General features: G+C 72.7%; 20 protein-coding genes. 6 read left to right on the top strand and 14 right to left on the bottom strand.

Translation table 11 applies throughout. The annotated features are described in order from the left end of the window. Positions 1–82 precede the first annotated feature (82 nt). Positions 83–1,906 carry an AfsR/SARP family transcriptional regulator gene (locus G6W55_RS04625; RefSeq protein ID WP_175519465.1) on the top strand — a complete coding sequence of 608 codons (1,824 nt, stop codon included), beginning with the start codon at positions 83–85 and terminating at the stop codon, positions 1,904–1,906. Positions 1,907–1,987: 81 nt separating this feature from the next. On the opposite strand, the gene asnB is transcribed toward G6W55_RS04625, so the two are convergent. Further along, a complete protein-coding gene (asnB, locus tag G6W55_RS04620) occupies positions 1,988–3,883 on the bottom strand; it encodes an asparagine synthase (glutamine-hydrolyzing) (RefSeq protein WP_175519464.1) in 1,896 nt (631 codons plus the stop codon). Between the two features lie 91 nt (positions 3,884–3,974). Then, positions 3,975–4,412, bottom strand: coding sequence for a DUF6069 family protein (locus tag G6W55_RS04615; RefSeq protein WP_175519463.1), 438 nt, complete (start codon positions 4,410–4,412; stop codon positions 3,975–3,977). 134 nt (positions 4,413–4,546) lie between these two features. Between G6W55_RS04615 and G6W55_RS04610 the strand changes: the two genes are divergently transcribed. The 3 genes from G6W55_RS04610 (at position 4,547) to G6W55_RS04600 (ending at position 7,304) form a co-directional block, all read left to right on the top strand. Next, positions 4,547–5,068, top strand: coding sequence for a MarR family winged helix-turn-helix transcriptional regulator (locus G6W55_RS04610; protein WP_375372427.1), 522 nt, complete (start codon positions 4,547–4,549; stop codon positions 5,066–5,068). 125 nt (positions 5,069–5,193) lie between these two features. Next, entirely contained in the window at positions 5,194–6,306 is a 1,113-nt protein-coding gene (locus G6W55_RS04605) for a hypothetical protein (RefSeq protein ID WP_175519462.1), read from the top strand. Next, entirely contained in the window at positions 6,303–7,304 is a 1,002-nt protein-coding gene (locus tag G6W55_RS04600; protein WP_175519461.1) for a beta-ketoacyl-ACP synthase 3, read from the top strand. Before G6W55_RS04605 ends, G6W55_RS04600 begins: the two co-directional genes overlap by 4 nt. Positions 7,305–7,468: 164 nt before the next feature. Here the strand turns inward: G6W55_RS04600 and G6W55_RS04595 are convergent, their stop codons facing one another. From G6W55_RS04595 to G6W55_RS04575, 5 genes are read right to left on the bottom strand one after another with little or no spacing between them, the layout of a single operon-like run. After that, complete coding sequence (locus G6W55_RS04595) at positions 7,469–7,786, bottom strand: antibiotic biosynthesis monooxygenase (protein WP_030785001.1); 318 nt, start codon at positions 7,784–7,786, stop codon at positions 7,469–7,471. Beyond that, complete coding sequence (locus G6W55_RS04590; protein WP_030785003.1) at positions 7,783–8,094, bottom strand: antibiotic biosynthesis monooxygenase; 312 nt, start codon at positions 8,092–8,094, stop codon at positions 7,783–7,785. The genes G6W55_RS04595 and G6W55_RS04590 overlap by 4 nt, the downstream gene beginning before the upstream one ends. Before the next feature lies 1 nt (position 8,095). Beyond that, positions 8,096–8,845 (bottom strand): SDR family NAD(P)-dependent oxidoreductase, encoded by a 750-nt coding sequence (locus G6W55_RS04585; protein ID WP_030785006.1) that lies wholly within the window; start codon positions 8,843–8,845, stop codon positions 8,096–8,098. 55 nt (positions 8,846–8,900) lie between these two features. Continuing rightward, positions 8,901–9,953, bottom strand: coding sequence for a methyltransferase (locus G6W55_RS04580; protein ID WP_175519460.1), 1,053 nt, complete (start codon positions 9,951–9,953; stop codon positions 8,901–8,903). A gap of 24 nt (positions 9,954–9,977) precedes the next feature. After that, positions 9,978–10,445 carry an anthrone oxygenase family protein gene (locus G6W55_RS04575; protein ID WP_175519459.1) on the bottom strand — a complete coding sequence of 156 codons (468 nt, stop codon included), beginning with the start codon at positions 10,443–10,445 and terminating at the stop codon, positions 9,978–9,980. Between the two features lie 199 nt (positions 10,446–10,644). On the opposite strand from G6W55_RS04575, the gene G6W55_RS04570 reads away from it, so the two are divergent. Beyond that, the gene (locus G6W55_RS04570) at positions 10,645–11,091 is read left to right on the top strand and encodes a DUF1772 domain-containing protein (RefSeq protein WP_175519458.1); all 447 of its coding nucleotides are present in this window, start codon (positions 10,645–10,647) and stop codon (positions 11,089–11,091) included. Between the two features lie 31 nt (positions 11,092–11,122). Continuing rightward, positions 11,123–11,863, top strand: a complete 741-nt coding sequence (locus G6W55_RS04565; RefSeq protein ID WP_175519457.1) for a SchA/CurD-like domain-containing protein — start codon at positions 11,123–11,125, stop codon at positions 11,861–11,863. A 71-nt stretch (positions 11,864–11,934) separates the two neighbouring features. On the opposite strand, the gene G6W55_RS04560 is transcribed toward G6W55_RS04565, so the two are convergent. The 7 genes from G6W55_RS04560 to G6W55_RS04530 all read right to left on the bottom strand — a co-directional run bounded on the left by G6W55_RS04560 (position 11,935) and on the right by G6W55_RS04530 (position 16,498). Beyond that, positions 11,935–12,369 (bottom strand): SCP2 sterol-binding domain-containing protein, encoded by a 435-nt coding sequence (locus G6W55_RS04560; protein ID WP_175519456.1) that lies wholly within the window; start codon positions 12,367–12,369, stop codon positions 11,935–11,937. A 19-nt stretch (positions 12,370–12,388) separates the two neighbouring features. Next, entirely contained in the window at positions 12,389–12,769 is a 381-nt protein-coding gene (locus G6W55_RS04555; RefSeq protein WP_175519455.1) for an antibiotic biosynthesis monooxygenase family protein, read from the bottom strand. Then, entirely contained in the window at positions 12,766–13,227 is a 462-nt protein-coding gene (locus G6W55_RS04550) for an SRPBCC family protein (RefSeq protein WP_175519454.1), read from the bottom strand. The genes G6W55_RS04555 and G6W55_RS04550 overlap by 4 nt, the downstream gene beginning before the upstream one ends. A gap of 1 nt (position 13,228) precedes the next feature. After that, entirely contained in the window at positions 13,229–13,483 is a 255-nt protein-coding gene (locus G6W55_RS04545; RefSeq protein ID WP_030785025.1) for an acyl carrier protein, read from the bottom strand. 98 nt (positions 13,484–13,581) lie between these two features. Next, positions 13,582–14,814 (bottom strand): ketosynthase chain-length factor, encoded by a 1,233-nt coding sequence (locus G6W55_RS04540; RefSeq protein WP_175519453.1) that lies wholly within the window; start codon positions 14,812–14,814, stop codon positions 13,582–13,584. Beyond that, a complete protein-coding gene (locus G6W55_RS04535) occupies positions 14,811–16,076 on the bottom strand; it encodes a beta-ketoacyl synthase (RefSeq protein WP_175519452.1) in 1,266 nt (421 codons plus the stop codon). Before G6W55_RS04535 ends, G6W55_RS04540 begins: the two co-directional genes overlap by 4 nt. Beyond that, on the bottom strand, positions 16,073–16,498 hold the full coding sequence (locus G6W55_RS04530; RefSeq protein ID WP_030785034.1) for a cupin domain-containing protein: 426 nt from the start codon (positions 16,496–16,498) through the stop codon (positions 16,073–16,075). Before G6W55_RS04530 ends, G6W55_RS04535 begins: the two co-directional genes overlap by 4 nt. Between the last annotated feature and the right edge of the window lie 35 nt (positions 16,499–16,533).

Genomic DNA, 16,533 nt, shown 5'->3' with positions numbered 1-16,533 from the left:
GCGACACGCACCCAGGAAGTGCGGCAAGCACCGACGAAAAGCTTCAGGCCGTGAGAACGATGCAAGCGAAACGGGAGGGTCAGTGCTCCAGATAGGGCTGCTCGGAACGCTTCAGGTCGTCCACCGGGGCGTGGACGTCACGCCGTCCGCCCCCAAGGTCAGACAGGTGCTGGCACTGCTGGCCCTGCGGACCAACTCCACAGTCCCGCTCCACCAGCTCGTCCAGGAACTGTGGGAGGAGCGCCCGCCGTCCAGCGCCGCGACCACCCTGCAGACGTACATCTACCAACTGCGCAAGCTGCCCGGACTCTCCGACCAGCAGCCGGGCTCCCCCGGCACCGGCCACGCGCTCGTGACCACCCCCGGCGGCTACCAGTTGTCCGGACCGCACGGCTGCCTCGACACCCAGGAGTTCGCGGAGCTGGCCGACCGGGGCAGAGCCGCCATCGAGAAGGGCACCGTGGCCGACGGCGCCGACCTGCTCCAGCGGGCCCTCGCCGTATGGCGGGGGCCCGCTCTCGGTGACATGACCCCCGGTCCGGTCGTCGGCATCGACGCGCTCAGGCTGGAGGAGCGCCGCTACGAGGTCCTGGAGCAGCGCATCAACGCCGATCTGCTGCTCGGCCGGCACCACCAGTTGATCAGCGAACTGACCGCGCTGGCCGCGGACAACCCCACCCGGGAGGGCCTGCACGCCAAGCTGATGCTCTCCCTGCACCGGGCCGGCCGGCGGCCGGAGGCGCTGGAGGTGTTCCAGCGCCTGCGCGGCGTCCTGGCCAGGGAGCTGGGTCTGGAACCCTGCTCGGAACTCCAGCGACTGCACCAGCAGTTGCTGGCCGGGGACAGCCGGCTCGACCTGCCCGAGGGGCAGCTCACCGTGCCCACGGCGCCGGGCGGCGAGCCGCCCGTGACCCTGCCCGCCCATGTCCCGCTGATCGGCCGGCGGACCGAGTGCGCCCAGGTCCGCAAGGCGCTCACCGAGTACCCGGAAGGCCAGGGTCCGATGTGCGTGGCCGTCGGAGGGCCGCCCGGGGCGGGGTGCACGGCGGTGGCCGTGGCGGTCGCCCACCGCCTCGGGGACGTCTTCGCCGACGGCCGGCTGTACGTCTCCTTCGGCGACCCGGCCGCACCCCGGCCGGTCGAGGACGTGCTCGCCGACGTGCTCATCGCCGCCGGGCACCGGCGCGCCGAGCTGCCGGAGGGGCGGGCCGCGCGCGCCCGGCTGCTGCGCGCGTGGACCGCGGGCCGCCGGGTGCTGCTGGTGGTCGACGATGTGACGTCGAGTCATCAGATCACCGATCTGCTGCCCGCCGACTCCGGTTCGGCCGTCCTCGTGGCCGGGCTGCGCCGGCTGAGCGGCAGCCGTATCCGGATGCGCGTGGACATCGGACCGCTGCGCGCGGAGGACGCAGTGGACCTGTGCCGCGCCACGCTGGGGCGCGGTCCGCAGCTCGCCGACGAACCCGGACTGCGGACGCTGCTCGACCTCTGCGACCGTCTGCCCGGGCCGGTGCTCGACGCGGTGAATCTGCTGGCGCTGCGGCCGCACTGGACGGTGTGGCGGCTCATCGACTGGATGAACCGCGAACGGCAGCAGACGGGCGCGGCGCAGCGGACCCACCCCTGTGACCGTCTGATCCGCCGCAGCGGCTGCCTGGACCCCGGTCTGCGCGAGACGCTCGGCAAGCTCGCCGCCCGGCCGCAGAACGTGGTAACGGTGGAGGAGGTCGCCTCGGTCCTCGGCCGCAGCACCATGGAGGCCGAGGAACTGCTGGAGGAACTGGTCGAGTTGTTCCTCCTCGACGTCGAGCTGTCCGTCGGCTGCTCGCCCTCCGAGGGCTTCTTCCAGTACCGGCTGCCCCGGCTGCTGCGCACCGCCTTACGGGTGGCACCCGCCTACGCCTGACGGCCCCGCCTCCGGCGGCCGCGCGCCGGGCGGCACGGGAGCACCGGTCCCGTGCCGTCCGGCGCGCCGGCGCGTGCGCCCTCACAGATCCAGGACGCCGCCCCGGTCGCGGAGCCAGCGGTCGACCTGGACGACCATCTCGACGTTCATCCGGTGCAGCCAGTCCTGGGCGGCCGCCTCGCCCTCGGGGGTGATGACGGCACGGGCCGCCTCCAGGTCCAGCAGCGGCCGTACGGGCGACGCCGGATCGGCCAGCACCTCGGCGAACTCCTGGTGCAGGGCCTTGGTGTAGGTGGCGTCCTGGCTCACCGGGAAGGGGGCCTTGGGCCGCTCCAGGACCTGTTCGGGCAGCAGGTCCGCGGCGGCGGCCCGCAGGAGGCTCTTCTCCCGGCCGTCGAAGGTCTTCAGCCGCCAGGGGATGTTGTACGCGTACTGCACGAGGCGGTGGTCGCAGAACGGCACCCGCACCTCCAGGCCGGAGATCATGCTGAGCCGGTCGTTGCGCTCCAGCAGCCGGGGCAGCCAGTGGGTGAGGTGGAGGTGGCAGACCTCGCGGGCCCGGCGCTCCTCGGTGTCCTCGCCGGGCAGCCGGGGGATGCCGGCCATGGCCTGCGCGTACCGCTCGGCGTAGTAGGAGCCCATGTCCAGGCGGGACTTGAAGGCCGGGGAGAGCAGCCCCTGCCCCAGGCCCTCGCGGGTGCCGGGGTGCCACTGCTCGAAGGCGACCCACGGGAACTGCTCCTCGTACGCCAGGTCGGGGATGTGCACCCAGCTATAGCCGCCGAAGATCTCGTCGGCGCTCTCGCCCGTGAGCGCCACCTTGGAGTGCCGGCTCACCCCGGCGAACGCCTGGTACGTGGAGGTGTCCATGTCCCCGAACGGCGCGGGAATGTCCTGGGCGCGCAGCACGGCCCGGCGGGCGGCCGGGGCGATGAGGTCCGCGGTGGTCAGCTCGATCTCCAGGTGGTCGGCGCCGATGTGGTCGGCGACCGCGCGCGCGTAGGGCGCGTCGGGGGCGCTGCGCACCAGGTCGGGCTGGAAGTTGTCGCTGTATCCGCTGTAGGTGACGGTGGTGGTGCGCACCCGCCCGCCGTTCTCCGCGGCGAGCGCGCGGGCGGCGAGCGCGGCGACCGTGCTGGAGTCGAGCCCGCCGGAGAGCAGGACGCTCAGCGGCACGTCGGAGACCAGTTCGCGGGCGACACTGCTCTCGAGCAGTTCCCGCACGGTGCGGACCGTGGTGTCGAGGTCGTGCTCGTGCGGGCGGGCCTCCAACTGCCAGTAGCGGCGCAGGACCGTGCCCCCCTCGCCGTGGACGAGGGTGTGGCCGGGGGGCAGGTCGCGGATGGCGCGGTAGACGCTCTCGCCGGGCGCGCGCGCCATGGAGAACAGCACGCGCAGTCCGTCGAGGTCGACCGTGGGCCGCACCGCCGGGTGGGCCAGCAGGGTCTTGGGCTCGGAGGCGAAGACCAGGCCGTCGGCGACCGGCGCGTAGTACAGGGGCTTGATGCCGAAGCGGTCCCGGGCCAGGAAGAGGCTGCGGCGGCGCGGGTCCCAGACGGCGAAGGCGAACATGCCCTCCAGGCGCTCCACGCACCGCTCGCCCCACTCCAGATAGGCGTGCAGGACCACCTCGGTGTCGCTGCGCGTGGTGAACCGGTGGCCGCGGCCGGCCAGTTCGGCGCGCAGCTCGCGGAAGTTGTACACCTCGCCGTTGTAGGCGAGGACCGCGAGCGGCTGCTCCCCGTCGGCCGGGTCCTCCACCGGGACGTCGGGGCGGGCCGCCGTCATCGGCTGATGGCCGCCGGGTACGTCGATGACGGCCAGCCGGGTGTGGACGAGCGTCGCGTGCCCGTCCCGCCACACGCCCCGGTCGTCCGGGCCGCGGCAGGACATCGTCCGTGCCATGCCCTCCGGGAGCCCGGGGTCCTCTCGGGCCGGTCCGCCCTCGCGGACCACCCAGCCTGCGATGCCGCACATGGGGAATCCCCTTCCGTGTCCGGTGAGTTGCGTCGGCCGCAACCGTCGTCCGGGGCGCTCGAAACGGCGTGGAGGAGCGATGGACCCCAGGTCACTCCGGCGCCGCTCCCCGGCGGAAGGCGGGCACCAGGAACGCCCCGACCGTGAGGTGCAGCAGGACCAGGGTGATCCGGTTGCCCGCCGAGAGCCCCTCGGCGAACAGCGGGGCGAACAGCGACAGCACGAGCACCGCCACGGCGAGGACGGTCCAGACCGTACGCGCGCGGCCGGGCGCGAAGCGCTCCAGCAGGGCGAGCAGGCCCCAGCCCAGCAGGGAGACCACGGCGATCGAGACGACCACGACGGTGAACGGCAGTTCGCTGGTGGACGTGGAGCCGGGGCCGTCCGGGACCCGCAGGTCCAGGTCGAACAGGCCGTGGGCGACGAGCCAGATCAGGGCGCCGGCGAGGACCGCGCCGACGACAGCGAGCGCGCGGACGCGCACCCGGCTGTCGCCGCGCGCGCCGGAACGGGCGGGGGTTGCGGACATCCGGACCTCCTGGGAAACGGGACGACGGCCGACCGGCCGAGGATCACTGCCTTCAGCACATGTATGACGTTAGCACATGATTGCCCGGGACCCAACGCTGTCCGCCCCACATACGTGCGGGTACCGTTGAACACGTGAGCGCTGCGAACATCTCCGAGGACGCGGAGACGACGACGGAACACCCGACCGCCCGGCCCGAGGTGCTGACGGCCGTGGAAAGGGCACTGATCCGCATCCGCCGGCGGCAGTCCCGGCGCACCCTGGCGCGCCCGGTCGTGCAGGGCATGTCCGAGCCGGTCGACCTCAGCACCCTGGCGGTGGTCGACGCGGTCGACGAGGGCACCGGCGAGGGCAACAAGGACGTGACCGTGGGATTCGTCGCGGACCGCCTCGCCATCGACCCGTCCCGGGCCAGCCGGATCGTCGCCGACGCGGTCCGCACCGGATTCGTGCGCCGCGTCGCCTCCCAGGAGGACGGACGCCGTAGCTGCCTGGAGCTGACCCCGGCCGGCGAGGCCGCGGTGGCGGCCGCCCACCGCACCCGCCAGGACTTCTACGCCACCGTCCTGGAGAACTGGGACCCGGCCGAGCAGGAGGAGTTCGCGCGCCTGCTCACCAAGTTCGTGCACGCGCTGGACGACGCGGCGGGCGGCTGACCGCCCTTCGAGTGAGCTTCGAGACCGCCCGGCGAGGCTGACGGTGCCAGAACCCCGCATCGACGGCGCGTCGGAGCCCCGCTGCCGCGGGGGAGTTCGCGCCCGGTCCCGAAGGAGGCGCGACGGTGAGCACGACCGACCGGACCACAGGGGCACAGCCCCCGAAGGCACGGGGCGACCGCCGGTCGCCCCGCACCGCGACGACGGCCCCCGGGCCCCCCGCCCGGCAGGACTCCACGGCCCCGCCCCCGCGCCCCCCGGCCGCCGTCGGCTGGGCCTACCTCATGGTGATCGTGGCGACCCTCGCCGCGATCGCCAGCAACGTCTTCGAGATCAGGCACCAGGTCGAGACCGGCGTGGCCGGCGCCGCGACCACCGGTGACCTGGCCCTCACCATCGCCTTCTGCGCGCTGTTCGGCTTCTTCGCCGAGATGCTCCGGGCCGGCCGCCAGTGGGGCCGGGTGCTGCTGACCATCTTCACCTCCCTCGGCCTGGTCTTCACCGGCCTCGGTCTCGCCCAGCTCGGCGGCCGGCCGCTGGTCGGCCCGCTCCAGGCGAGCCTCGCCGTGGCCAGCCTGATCCCGTCCGTCATCGGCCTGGTCCTGATGTACGTCCCCTCCGTGAACCGCTGGATGGCCGCGGTCCGCGACCGCAGCCGGACCATCTCCCCGCGGCTGCGCAAGGCGGTCCTCACCGTCCATGTGGCGATCTCGGTCGGCTGGCTGGGCCTGGTGACCGGGATGTTCGCCATGTCGGTGACCGGAGCCACCACGCACGACGCCGAGCTCCAAGCCGCGATGTACCGCACCATGTCGCTGCTCGACGAGATCTTCCTCGGCATGACCAGCATGTTCGCCCTGATCAGCGGGGTCGTGGTGAGCGCGGGCACCAAGTGGGGCCTGCTGCGCCGCAGATGGGTGGCCACGAAGTTCTTCCTCACGATGGGCGTGATGATCCTCGGCTTCTCCGTGATCCATCAGCTCATCCTCGAGGCCAACACGCTCGTCGACGAGGGCGCGCCCGTCCGCGGCGGCCGGCTGGACGGCGTCGGCTGGGCGATGAGCGGCACCGCCCTCCTCGCCCTGCTGGCCCTGGTCTTCATGACCGCCGTCTCGACGTACAAGCCCTGGGGCACGACCCGTTGGAACCGCACCCCGGCCGCGAACGCCGCCACGAACGCCGCCGCGCGCACCGCCCCGCGTCCCGCCCGCCCGTCCGTATCCGAAGGACAGTCATGACAGCGATCCAGGACACCCAGGTCCTGCGCCACAGCCGTATCCTCTCGGTCGGCGTGCACCGGCCGCGGCGGTCGGTGCCCAACAGCGAGATAGCCGGACGGACCGGGCTCGACCCGGACTGGATCGAGCGCCGCTCGGGCATCCGCTCCCGCCGCTACGCCGGGCCCGAGGAGACCCTGCCCGCCATGGCGACGGCCGCCGCCGAGAAGGCCCTGGCCGCCGCCGGCATCGGCGCCGACCAGCTCGGCACCGTCATCGTCGCCACGATCACCTCGATGGAACAGATGCCCGCCGTCGCCGTGGAGGTCGCGCACCGGCTGGGCGCCGCACGGGCCGCCGCCTTCGACGTGTCGGCCGCCTGCGCCGGCTTCTGCCACGCCGTCGCCCTCGCCTCCGATCTGGTCCGGCTCGGCCGCTCCGAGTACGTGCTGGTCATCGGCGCCGAGCGGATGACCGACATCCTCGACCACCAGGACCGCGACACCGCCTTCCTGTTCGCCGACGGCGCGGGTGCCGTCGTCGTCGGCCCCTCCGACGAGCCCGGCGTCGGCCCGGTCGTCTGGCGGGCCGACGGCACCCGCAACGCGGCGCTGAAGATGACCGCCCCGTGGCACGACGGCACCGGCCTCCGGCCCGACGACCGGCCGGCCATCACCATGTCGGGCTGGAAGGTCTACCGCTGGGCCACCGAGGAACTCGTGCCCGCCGCCACCCGGATGCTGGAGCTGGCGGGCGTCACCGCCGATCAGCTCGACGCGTTCATCCCGCACCAGGCCAACATGCTCATCACCGACCATGTCGTCGGCGAGCTGGGCCTGACCGAACGCACCGCCGTGGCCCGCGACATCGTCACCTCCGGCAACAGCTCCGCCGCCTCCATCCCGCTCGCCATGGAGGAACTCCTCTCCTCCGGCCGCGCCCCCTCCGGCGGCCTCGCCCTCCTGATCGGGTTCGGCGCCGGCCTGGTCTACGCGGGACAGGTCGTACGGCTCCCCTGACCCGCGCCCACGACAACGGGCGCCCGGCCGGTCGGCGGTCCGGGCGCCCGTTCCCATGCCGTACGACGCCGTACGACGGCCGCGCAGCCCGCCGCACCGCCCGCCACGCACGGCGACGCCGCGGGGAGGAGGACTCCCCGCGGCGTCGCCGTGCGTGCTCGTCGTCAGTACGCGGCCGCCACCTCGAACAGGGCGAACGGGCTCGGACGGCCGCGGTCCTGGAAGGCCCGCAGCGGGGACGTGGTGCCCCGGTGGGCCGCCCCCTCCTCCCAGGCCCGGAAGGCCGCCAGGCTGTCCCAGGCGCTGAGGACCGCGTACCCGCCGGGGGCGGTCAGGTCGCGCAGCAGCTCGTTGCCCAACAGCCCCGGGGTGCCGTCGAGTTCCTTGCTGATGAGGTGGTACGCCTCCTCGACCTCCGGCACCTGCTCGGCCTCCGCCCGCAGATGCAGCAGCACCCGGACCCGGCCGGGGGCGGTGCTCATCGGACGCCCTCCAGGACCTGCATCATCGCCAGGGAGCCGCCCTCACGGTACGGGTGCAGCTTCTCCCGGTGACGCACATGCCCGGGGCTGCTCTCGAACTCCAGGAACGCCTCGCGGTCGGTCCAGTCGCTGACCACGTAGTAGACGTCGTCCTCCAGGGCGCTGCGGGCGAGCGCGTGCCCCAGGTTGGCCGGCTGGGCGGTGACCTCCGCGCTGCCCTGCGCCCAGACCTTCTCGAAGTCGGCCGCCATGCCCGCCTTGACCCGCACGGTCAGCAGCACCCGGAACGGGCCGCTCTCCTCCGCCATCTCAGACCCCTCCGTCGACATGCAGGGTCTCGCCGTTGACGTACGTGGACAGGTCGCTGGCCAGGAACAGCACGGCGCCGGCGATCTCCTCCGGGCGGCCGAAGCGGCCCAGGGCCATCATGCGCAGATAGCGCTCGTTGTAGGCGGCCCGCTGCTCGTCGGTCAGCTCGTCGGGTTCGGCGGTGTCGATGACACCGGGCGCGACCACGTTGAACCGGATGCCCTTGCCGCCGAGTTCCTTGCACAGCGAGCGGGTCAGGCCCACGAGTCCGGCCTTGGACGCGGTGTAGTGGCCGCGCAGCGGAATGCCGGCGACGGCGCCCCGGGAGCCGATGTTGATGACGGAGGAACCCTCGCGCAGCAGCGGCAGCGCCTTGCTGATGACCATGAACGGGCCGGTGAGGTTGGTGGTCAACACCCGCTCCCACTCCTCGAACGGCAGCTTCGCGAACGGGATCTGGCTGATCACGCCCGCGTTGTTGACGAGGACGTCCAGCGTGTCGAACCGGCGGCGGGTCTCCTCCAGGAGCCGTTCCACTCCCTCGGCGGTGCCGACGTCCGCGCGCACCAGCACATGGTCACCGCCGATCTCCTTCAGCTCGCGGGCCAGGCTGTCGACGGCCTCGCCCTCCTGCCGGTAGCAGGTCACCACCGTGGCGCCGGCCCTGGCCAGGGCCAGGACGATGGCCCGCCCGATCCCCCGGCTGCCACCCGTGACCAGCGCGTTCCTGCCGACCAGTCGAAGTTCCATGCCATCCTCCGTGCTCTCGCGGCCCGTGCCGCGTCCGATCGGATCGGTCCTTGTCTCACCGGGCGTCGGGGACCGGGCGGCACTCCAGCACCGCCCAGCGCCCCGCGACCGGCTCGTTCACCAGCTCGAAGCCCGCCGTCGCGAGCAGCGCGCGCCACTGGTCCTCGCCGCGCTCCCGGCCGCCGAACCGGACGAGCATGTCCAGGTCGAGCAACTTGCCGCGGTCCCAGTCGTTGGCGGGACCGACCAGGAACTCGCAGATCAGCAGGCGTCCTTCGGGCACGTCCCGCAGGGCCTCGTGGATCCGGCGCAGGATCGCGGCGGCCCGTTCGTCGTCCCAGTCGTGCAGGACGGCCTTGAGGACATAGGCGTCGCGGCCCGCCGGCAGCTCGCCGAAGAAGTCGCCCGGCACCACCTCGACGCGGTCGGCGACCCCGGCCTCCTCCAGCAGCTTGGGCGCCTCGTCCACCACCGCGGGCCGGTCGACGAGCGTGCCCCGTACCCCGGGGTGGCGGGCGAGCAGCTCGGCGAGGAACAGGCCCCGGCCGCCGCCCACGTCGGCGAGGCGCGGAAAGCGGCCGAAGTCGTAGGAGTCCAGCAGCATGCGGGAGGTGGCCCGGCTCATCCCGGTCATCGCCCGGTCGAACAGGGCGCCCGCGGCCGGGTCGCGCTCCAGGTGCTCGAAGAAGCCGTGGCCGTAGACCTTCTCGAACGCGGGGCGGCCGGTGCGCACGGTGTGCATCAGCTCGCCGTAGGAGCGCCACAGCATGTCGTCGCCGTTGTAGAGGACCATGTCCCGCTGGCTGCCGGGCACGTCGGCGCGCAGGGCCTGGCCCATGTCGGTGAGCGTGTAGCGGCCGTCGGGTTCCTCGGCGAGGACGCCGAACGCGGCGGCCACCCGCAGCACCCGGCCCAGCGCGTCCGCGTGGGTGCCGGTCCGCTCGGCGAGGGCGGCGACCGTGAGCGGGCCGTCGGCGAGGGCGCCGGCGATGTCGAGTTCGGCGACGACGTGCAGCACGCGGGAGATGCGCTTGCCGTCGGTGAGCAGCAGCAGCCGCACATGGGGCGGCAGCGCGGCGGTCATCGCCGGGCCGACCACTGCGGTCATGGAGTTGTCCACACCTTCTCCTTCTCAGATGAGTACGGCGGCCGCGGCGACGTTGGTGAGCAGCGCGGCGACGGCGAGCGAACCGCGCACCCGGTTCCAGCGGATCCAGCGCTCCCGGGGGTCGAGCCGGTCGAAGTCCGCGGGCAGGTCCTGCGGATCGAGCGTGGACAGCCACCGGTTGATCGGGACGTTGCGGGTGAGCGACACCGTCATGGCGGCGGCCAGCAGCAGCGCGGCGAGGGCGGCGAGCAGACGCACCGCGGTCCGGTCCCCGAGGGCGGCCAGGGCCAGGTCGCACAGTAGGCAGCTCAGCAGCGACACCGGCATGAACGGGTCGAACCGGGTGACGAGCCCCTTGTGCACGGGCACGTACATCCCGGTGGGCAGGGTGGTGAACAGGGGCGCCGCCAGAACGGATATGGCCAGGCCGCCGGCCGCGAGGCCGCCGGCGAACAGTGCTACGGGCAGCAGGATCTGAACCGGCTCGACCACGACTCCACCCTCCGGACCTGTCGCCGCCCGGTGCGGCGAACACCTGCCACGACTGTCCGGGCCGGCGGTCGAAGCGAACTCGAAGACCGCTGGACGATCACGGGCGGCGCTCGTGTCGAGCACCGCTCCACAGCGAATCGAGCAGGCCGGGGCACGGTGTCGGACACCACAGCCAAGGGCCGCAGGACCGGGAGTCGTCATGCTCGAAGAAGTGCTGAGCGGGGTCGTGCTGATCGGAACGGGCACCGTCACGGGCGTCTTCGTGGCGGTGCTGGTCAGCGTGGGTCCCGCGATGTCCGCCATGGACCGCGCGGACTATCTGCGGGCCCACGCCCTGCTGGGCAAGGGGTACCACCCGCTGATGCCGCTCCTGGTGAACGCGGTCACGCTGAGCGGGTTCGCCCTGGCCTTCCTCGCCGAGGGGCCGGGCCGGGTGCTGTTCCCGCTGGTCTCCGTGCTGCTCATCGGGGTGCAGGCGGTCTCGCACCTCGGCAACGTGCCGATCAACCGCTCGCTGAGCACGCTCGCCGCGGACGGCCCCTGGCAGGACCCGCGTCCGCTGTGGCGGGCCTGGCACCGGCTGCGCACCGCGCTGGCCGCGGTGGCCCTGGTCGTCGTCACCTTCACGGTGGTCACCACCCGCTGAAGTTCCCAGAGTTCCGACAGGAGGAACCGTCATGCCTCTGGACGCCATCACCTACCGCGTCCGTCCCGGCCACGAGGACGAGCTCACCGAGGTCTTCTCGCCGCACAACTTCACCCGGGTCGACTCCCCGATCATCAGGGACCCCGCGGGCGCGGAGGTGGGGATGCTGCTGGGGACCGGTCTGTTCGTCCAGGACGACGTCATGGTCCGGGTGATCCATCACGACGGCGTGGGCGCGGCCCAGGTCGCCCAGCACATGTCGGTGCAGAAGGGGGTGCGCGAGGCCGAGCGGGCGATCAGCCCCTATCTGACCGAGCTGCGGGACACCGAGACCCCCGAGGGCTTCCGCCGTCACTTCCACCGCAGTCTGATGACGGTGCTGGAGCAGCACAGCCCCGACGAGCGGCCCGCCCTGGGCACGGTCGCGCTGCGCTATCCGCTGCGGCCGGGCGCCGGCGCGGAGCTGACCGCGTCCCGCAAGACCGTCAACAGCAAAGCCTCCCTGACGCTGGCACGGGAACATCCGTCGATCATCCGCACGGCGCTGTTCCTGCACGAGGACGCGCTGGTGCGGGTCGTGCAGTACGACGGCCATCCCTACGACGTCGTCGGCTACCTCACGGACCGCTGTCACGGACAGGACGCCGAGCGGTGGCTGGACCCGTACCTGGAGGGCGACGGACGGCCCGAGCATCCGGACGCGTATCTGGCGCTGGTGCACGAGCAGGCGATGCTGATGATCGCCCACATGTCGGCGCTGGGGGTCGGCTGACACCGCGTCCCCCGTACGGAAAACGCCGCCGGTGCGCACCGGCGGCGTTTTCCGTACGTCCCCAGGTGCTGTCAGACCTCGGGGTGGTCGAACCACTCGCCCAGCTTGGTGCCCATCAGCGGGCTGCCGCGCAGCTTCAGCTTCCCGGTCAGGAACGCCTTCGCGCCGGGCAGTTTGCCGACGCCCATGGCGAGCATGTCCGGGAACTTGATCCCGATGGTGATGTCCGGGCTCTCGTGGAGGCCCTTGTCGGTGCGGCAGGTGCCGCCCTCGACGTGCACGTAGTGCAGTTTCTGGCCCTCGGCGGAGGCGATGTCGAACTGGAAGACGCCCTTCTGCCCCTTGGCCTTCTCGGGGTTGAACTCCGACACCAGGAGGTCGAAGATCAGCGTGAGGGCGGCGTCCAGACCGCCCGGGCGGCCGGCCACCGTGGCCTCCAGCGATTTGGCCGGCACGGACTCCACCAGCTCGATCAGCTCGGTCACCTGTTCGGCTTGCGTGCTCATGCGTTCCTCCCGTTGGTTTTCAGCCGGCCACTTCGTGGCGGGACAGGTCGGTGCTGGACAGGTCGGTGACGGACAGGTCGGTTGCGGACAGGTCGGTTGCGGACAGGTCGTGGAGCGGTTCCAGCAGGCTCATCGCGCCGCCCTCGCGCATCGGCCAGAGCCGTTTGAGGTACGCCTGCTGGGCGTCGCTGCGTTCGAAGGCGCGGAACGACGGCTCGTCCGTCCAGTCGGTCAGCACCGTGTAGCAGCCGTCCAGGCCGGCCTGCCGGTACAGGCGCTGGCCGTGGTTGTCGGGGAGCAGGCGGACCTCCTCGGCGTGGCGGCGCCACAGCTCCTCGAACTCGCTCTCGCGGCCGGGCGCGATCCTGATCTCCAGCAGGACCCGCAGCCCGGCGCTCACCGCGGCACCGCCTGCCGCGCGGCCTCCTCCACCAGCCCCTTGATCCGGGCCATCTCCCGCCGGGTGTTGGTGTTCAGCCGCTCCGCCATCTCGGGGTCCCCGAAGGGCAGGCCCTGGCGGACCGTGAACTCCTGCTGCCAGCGCATCTCCACGCCGGACTCGGTCGGGGTGTACGACCAGTACAGGTTCATGAACTCGAACGGGCCGGTCTCGATGCGCCGGGCCCGCACGGTACGGGTGACGGGGTCCGGGGTGCGCTCGGAGACCCAGCTCCAGACCTGCCCCTGCTCGTCCGGGTGGAGGGTGAGCCGGAAGCGGACGGTCGCGCCGTCGCGCTCCAGGATCTCGGCCGCCGCGTACTCGGAGAACAGCTCCGGCCAGGACTCGACGTCGTTCGTCATGTCCCACAGCAGGTCCATGGGCGCGTCGACGACGATCGCGTTGTCGGTACGGGCCATGTCAGACCGCCGCCAGGCTGGTGTTGACGTAGTCGATCACGGCCTGCGGCGACTCCATCGACTCGATCGCCTCGTCCGGGATCTTCAGCCCGTACTCGCGCTGGAGCTGGCTGGCGATCTCCAGCACGGCGAGCGAGTCGTAGCCGAGGTCCGTGAAGGGTGTGCCGAGGTCGCCCTCGGTGATCTCCTGGCCGTCGGCCTCGCCGATGCAACGGCCGATGACCGCCTTCAGGTCGTCGAAGCTGATGCTGCTCATGTGTTCCTCCTGGATGTCGGCCGTTCCTCCGGGAAAGCGGCACGGTTCGGCGTACGGGGTGGGGTGGAAGGGCGCGGTGGGCGGGGCGGGCGCTCCGGTCACGCCGCGCGCAGCACGACGGCCGCGTTGAAGCCTCCGTAGCCCCGGGCGAGGACCAGGGCGGTGCGCAGGGTCGCCTCGCGGGGCCGGTCGGTGACCAGGTCGAGGCGGTGGGCGGGGTCGGGGCGGACGTTGACCGAGGGCGGGATCACCTGGTCGCGCAGGGCCAGGACGGCCGCCGCCACGTCGAGGGCGGCGCCACCCGCGTAGAGTCGGCCGGTCATCGTCTTGGGCACGGTGACCGGGACCCCCGCCGGGCCGAAGACGCCGGTGACGGCCTCCGCCTCCTGGCGGTCCAGTTCGGGGACGCCGTAGCCGTCGGCGAAGACGACGTCGATGTCCTCAGGGGCCGTGCCCGCGTCCGCGAGGGCGAGTTCCAGCGCGCGCCGGATGCCGGGCGGGCGGCCCGAGCCGGGGCGCGGGTCGGTGGTCGCGGCGTAGCCCGCCAGCTCTGCGTAGATCCGGCCGACGCCCCGGGCGCGGGCGTCGGCCGCGCTCTCCACGACGAGGATCGCGCCGCCCTCCCCGGGCACATAGCCGCCGGCCGCCGGGTCGAAGGGCACGAAGGCGCGCTCGGGGCGCGGCTCCTCGCTCAGCCGCCCGTTGGAGAGCTGGCAGACCAGCCCGTACGGCGACAGGGAGGCGTCCGTGCCGCCGGACAGGACGAGCCGGGTGCCCTTGGCGAGGACCCGGCGGGCCTGGGCCAGGACGTCGAGGCCGCCGGCCTGCTCCGAGCAGAGCACCCCGCAGGGCCCGCGCATGCCGTGCCGGATGGACAACTGTCCCGTGGTCGCCGCGTAGAACCAGGCGATGGACATGTAGGCGCCGACCGCCTGCGGCCCCTCGGCGTAGAGCTTCTGGAGCTCGCGCTGGCCGAACTCGACCCCGCCGGAGGAGTTGGCGGTGATGGCCGCCATGTCCAGGTCGGCGAGCGAGTCCCCGGCCACGCCCGCGTCGGCGAGGGCCTCGTTGGCGGCGGCGAAGGCGTACTGGGTCATGGCGTCGGTCTCGGCGACCAGCCGGGCCGGGGCGTGGTCGGCCGCGCGGAACCCGGTGGCCTCGCCCGCGACGGTGACCGGATAGCCGGCCGGGTCGAAGCGGCTGATCCGGCCCAGCCCCGAGCTGCCCTCCAGGGTCGCCCGCCACCAGGTCTCCCGGTCCAGCCCGTTGGGCGCGACGACCCCGACACCGGTGATGACGGGCGCGCTCTCCCGGTCGCGTACGGCGCTCACGCGATCCTCCTCGGCGAGGTCAGCACGACGGCGCTCTGGAAGCCGCCGAAGCCGCTGCCGACGCTGAGCACCACGTCCAGGTCCGCCTCGCGCGCGGTGCCCGGCACATAGTCCAGATCGCACTCGGGGTCGGGTTCCTCGTAGTTGGCGGTGGGCGGGACCGTGCCGCGGTCGATGGCGAGGGCGCTGGCCGCGATCTCGATGGAGCCGATCGAGCCGAGCGAGTGCCCGACCATCGACTTGATGGAGCTGACGGGGATCCGGTAGGCGTGGTCGCCCAGGCTGCGCTTGTAGGCGGCCGTCTCGTGCCGGTCGTTCTGGCGGGTGCCGGAGCCGTGGGCGTTGGCGTAGTCGACCTCGTCCGGGTTGATCCGGGCCTCGTCGAGCGCCGCGGTGATCGCCTCGCCCATCTCCCGTCCGTCGGGGCGCAGTCCGGTCATGTGGTAGCCGTTGGCGCGGGCCGAGTACCCGGCCACCTCGCAGTAGATCCGGGCCCCGCGGCGGCGGGCGTGCTCCAGTTCCTCGACGACGAACACGGCCGAACCCTCGCCGAGCACCAGGCCGTTGCGCCGCCGGTCGAACGGACGGCAGGCGTGTTCGGGGTCGTCGTTGCTGGTGGAGGAGGCGCGCAGGGTGTCGAAGCAGGACACGGTGACCGGGTAGATCGGCGCGTCCGTGGCCCCGGCGACCATCACCTCGGCGGAGCCCTCGCGGATCAGGTCGACGGCGTACCCGACGGCGTCGATACCGGCGCAGCAGCCCGAACTGACCACGGTGGAGGGCCCTTCGGCGCCGACCGCCCAGGCCACCTCGGTGGCCAGGGAGCTGGACATCACGTACGAGTACAGGTGCGGCACCCCGTAGTCGGGGTCGACCAGCCACCGGCGGCCGTTGTCGCTGACGGTGCGGTACTCCTGCTCCATGGAGATCGCGTTTCCGACGCCGTTGCCGATGCTCACGCCCCGGCGGTGCGGGTCGGCGGCGGCCAGGTCGAGGCCGCTGTCGGCGACCGCCTCCCGGGCGGCGGCCAGCGCGAACTGGCCGGCCCGGTCGGTGCGCCGGATCTCCTGGTACGACAGTCCGGCCCGCTCGGGGTCCCAGTCGACCTCGGCGCCGATCCGGCTGCGGAACGGGGCGGGGTCGAAGAGGGTGATGCGCCGGGTCGCCGTACGGCCCTTGACGATCATCTCCCAGAACTCCTCGCGGCCGGGCCTGCCCGGGGCGACGACGCCGATGCCGGTGATCACCGCGCGGGCGGTCATCGGGCGTCCCCCACTTCGGGCAGGGTCCCCTCGCCCGGCAGCGGCTCGCAGTCGACGTGGCCGAGTTCGGGGCGGGGTGCGAGCGGGCCGAGGAAGAAGGCGACGTGGGCCTGCTCGTCGCCCGGGTTCTCGATGCGGTGCCGTACGCCGATGGGGACCATGAAGGACTCCCCCGGCCCCAGCACCAGTTCCCTGCCCTCGACCCGCAGCAGGATCCGGCCCCGGATGGTGTGGAAGAACTCCTCGGAGTACGGGTGGTAGTGCTCGGAGACGAACTCGCCGGGCTCCAGCGTGCCGACGCCCATGAAGCCGGACGTCGCACCGCAGGTCTTGGGGCTGAGCAGTACGCGTAGATCGCCCCCGCGCCTGCGGTTGGGTTCCACGTCGTCGAGGGCGACCTTGATGAGGTCGGTGGTCTGCATGGTTGCTCCACAGGAGTGGGGAGTGGGGATCCCGG

The sequence above is a fragment of the Streptomyces sp. CAI-85 genome (genome assembly GCF_013363615.1).
Taxonomy (GTDB): domain Bacteria; phylum Actinomycetota; class Actinomycetes; order Streptomycetales; family Streptomycetaceae; genus Streptomyces; species Streptomyces antibioticus_B.
The sequence above is the reverse complement of the archived record's forward strand: the minus strand, read 5'-3'. Positions and strand labels throughout refer to the sequence as shown.

Coding starts and splice junctions, on each gene's coding strand:
- asnB (WP_175519464.1), bottom strand. CDS start 3,883: ATGTGCGGCATCGCAGGCTGGGTGGTCCGCGAGGGCGGACCGGCCCGA.
- G6W55_RS04615 (WP_175519463.1), bottom strand. CDS start 4,412: ATGTCCGCAACCCCCGCCCGTTCCGGCGCGCGCGGCGACAGCCGGGTG.
- G6W55_RS04600 (WP_175519461.1), top strand. CDS start 6,303: ATGACAGCGATCCAGGACACCCAGGTCCTGCGCCACAGCCGTATCCTC.
- G6W55_RS04595 (WP_030785001.1), bottom strand. CDS start 7,786: ATGAGCACCGCCCCCGGCCGGGTCCGGGTGCTGCTGCATCTGCGGGCG.
- G6W55_RS04590 (WP_030785003.1), bottom strand. CDS start 8,094: ATGGCGGAGGAGAGCGGCCCGTTCCGGGTGCTGCTGACCGTGCGGGTC.
- G6W55_RS04585 (WP_030785006.1), bottom strand. CDS start 8,845: ATGGAACTTCGACTGGTCGGCAGGAACGCGCTGGTCACGGGTGGCAGC.
- G6W55_RS04580 (WP_175519460.1), bottom strand. CDS start 9,953: ATGACCGCAGTGGTCGGCCCGGCGATGACCGCCGCGCTGCCGCCCCAT.
- G6W55_RS04570 (WP_175519458.1), top strand. CDS start 10,645: ATGCTCGAAGAAGTGCTGAGCGGGGTCGTGCTGATCGGAACGGGCACC.
- G6W55_RS04565 (WP_175519457.1), top strand. CDS start 11,123: ATGCCTCTGGACGCCATCACCTACCGCGTCCGTCCCGGCCACGAGGAC.
- G6W55_RS04560 (WP_175519456.1), bottom strand. CDS start 12,369: ATGAGCACGCAAGCCGAACAGGTGACCGAGCTGATCGAGCTGGTGGAG.
- G6W55_RS04550 (WP_175519454.1), bottom strand. CDS start 13,227: ATGGCCCGTACCGACAACGCGATCGTCGTCGACGCGCCCATGGACCTG.
- G6W55_RS04545 (WP_030785025.1), bottom strand. CDS start 13,483: ATGAGCAGCATCAGCTTCGACGACCTGAAGGCGGTCATCGGCCGTTGC.
- G6W55_RS04535 (WP_175519452.1), bottom strand. CDS start 16,076: ATGACCGCCCGCGCGGTGATCACCGGCATCGGCGTCGTCGCCCCGGGC.
- G6W55_RS04530 (WP_030785034.1), bottom strand. CDS start 16,498: ATGCAGACCACCGACCTCATCAAGGTCGCCCTCGACGACGTGGAACCC.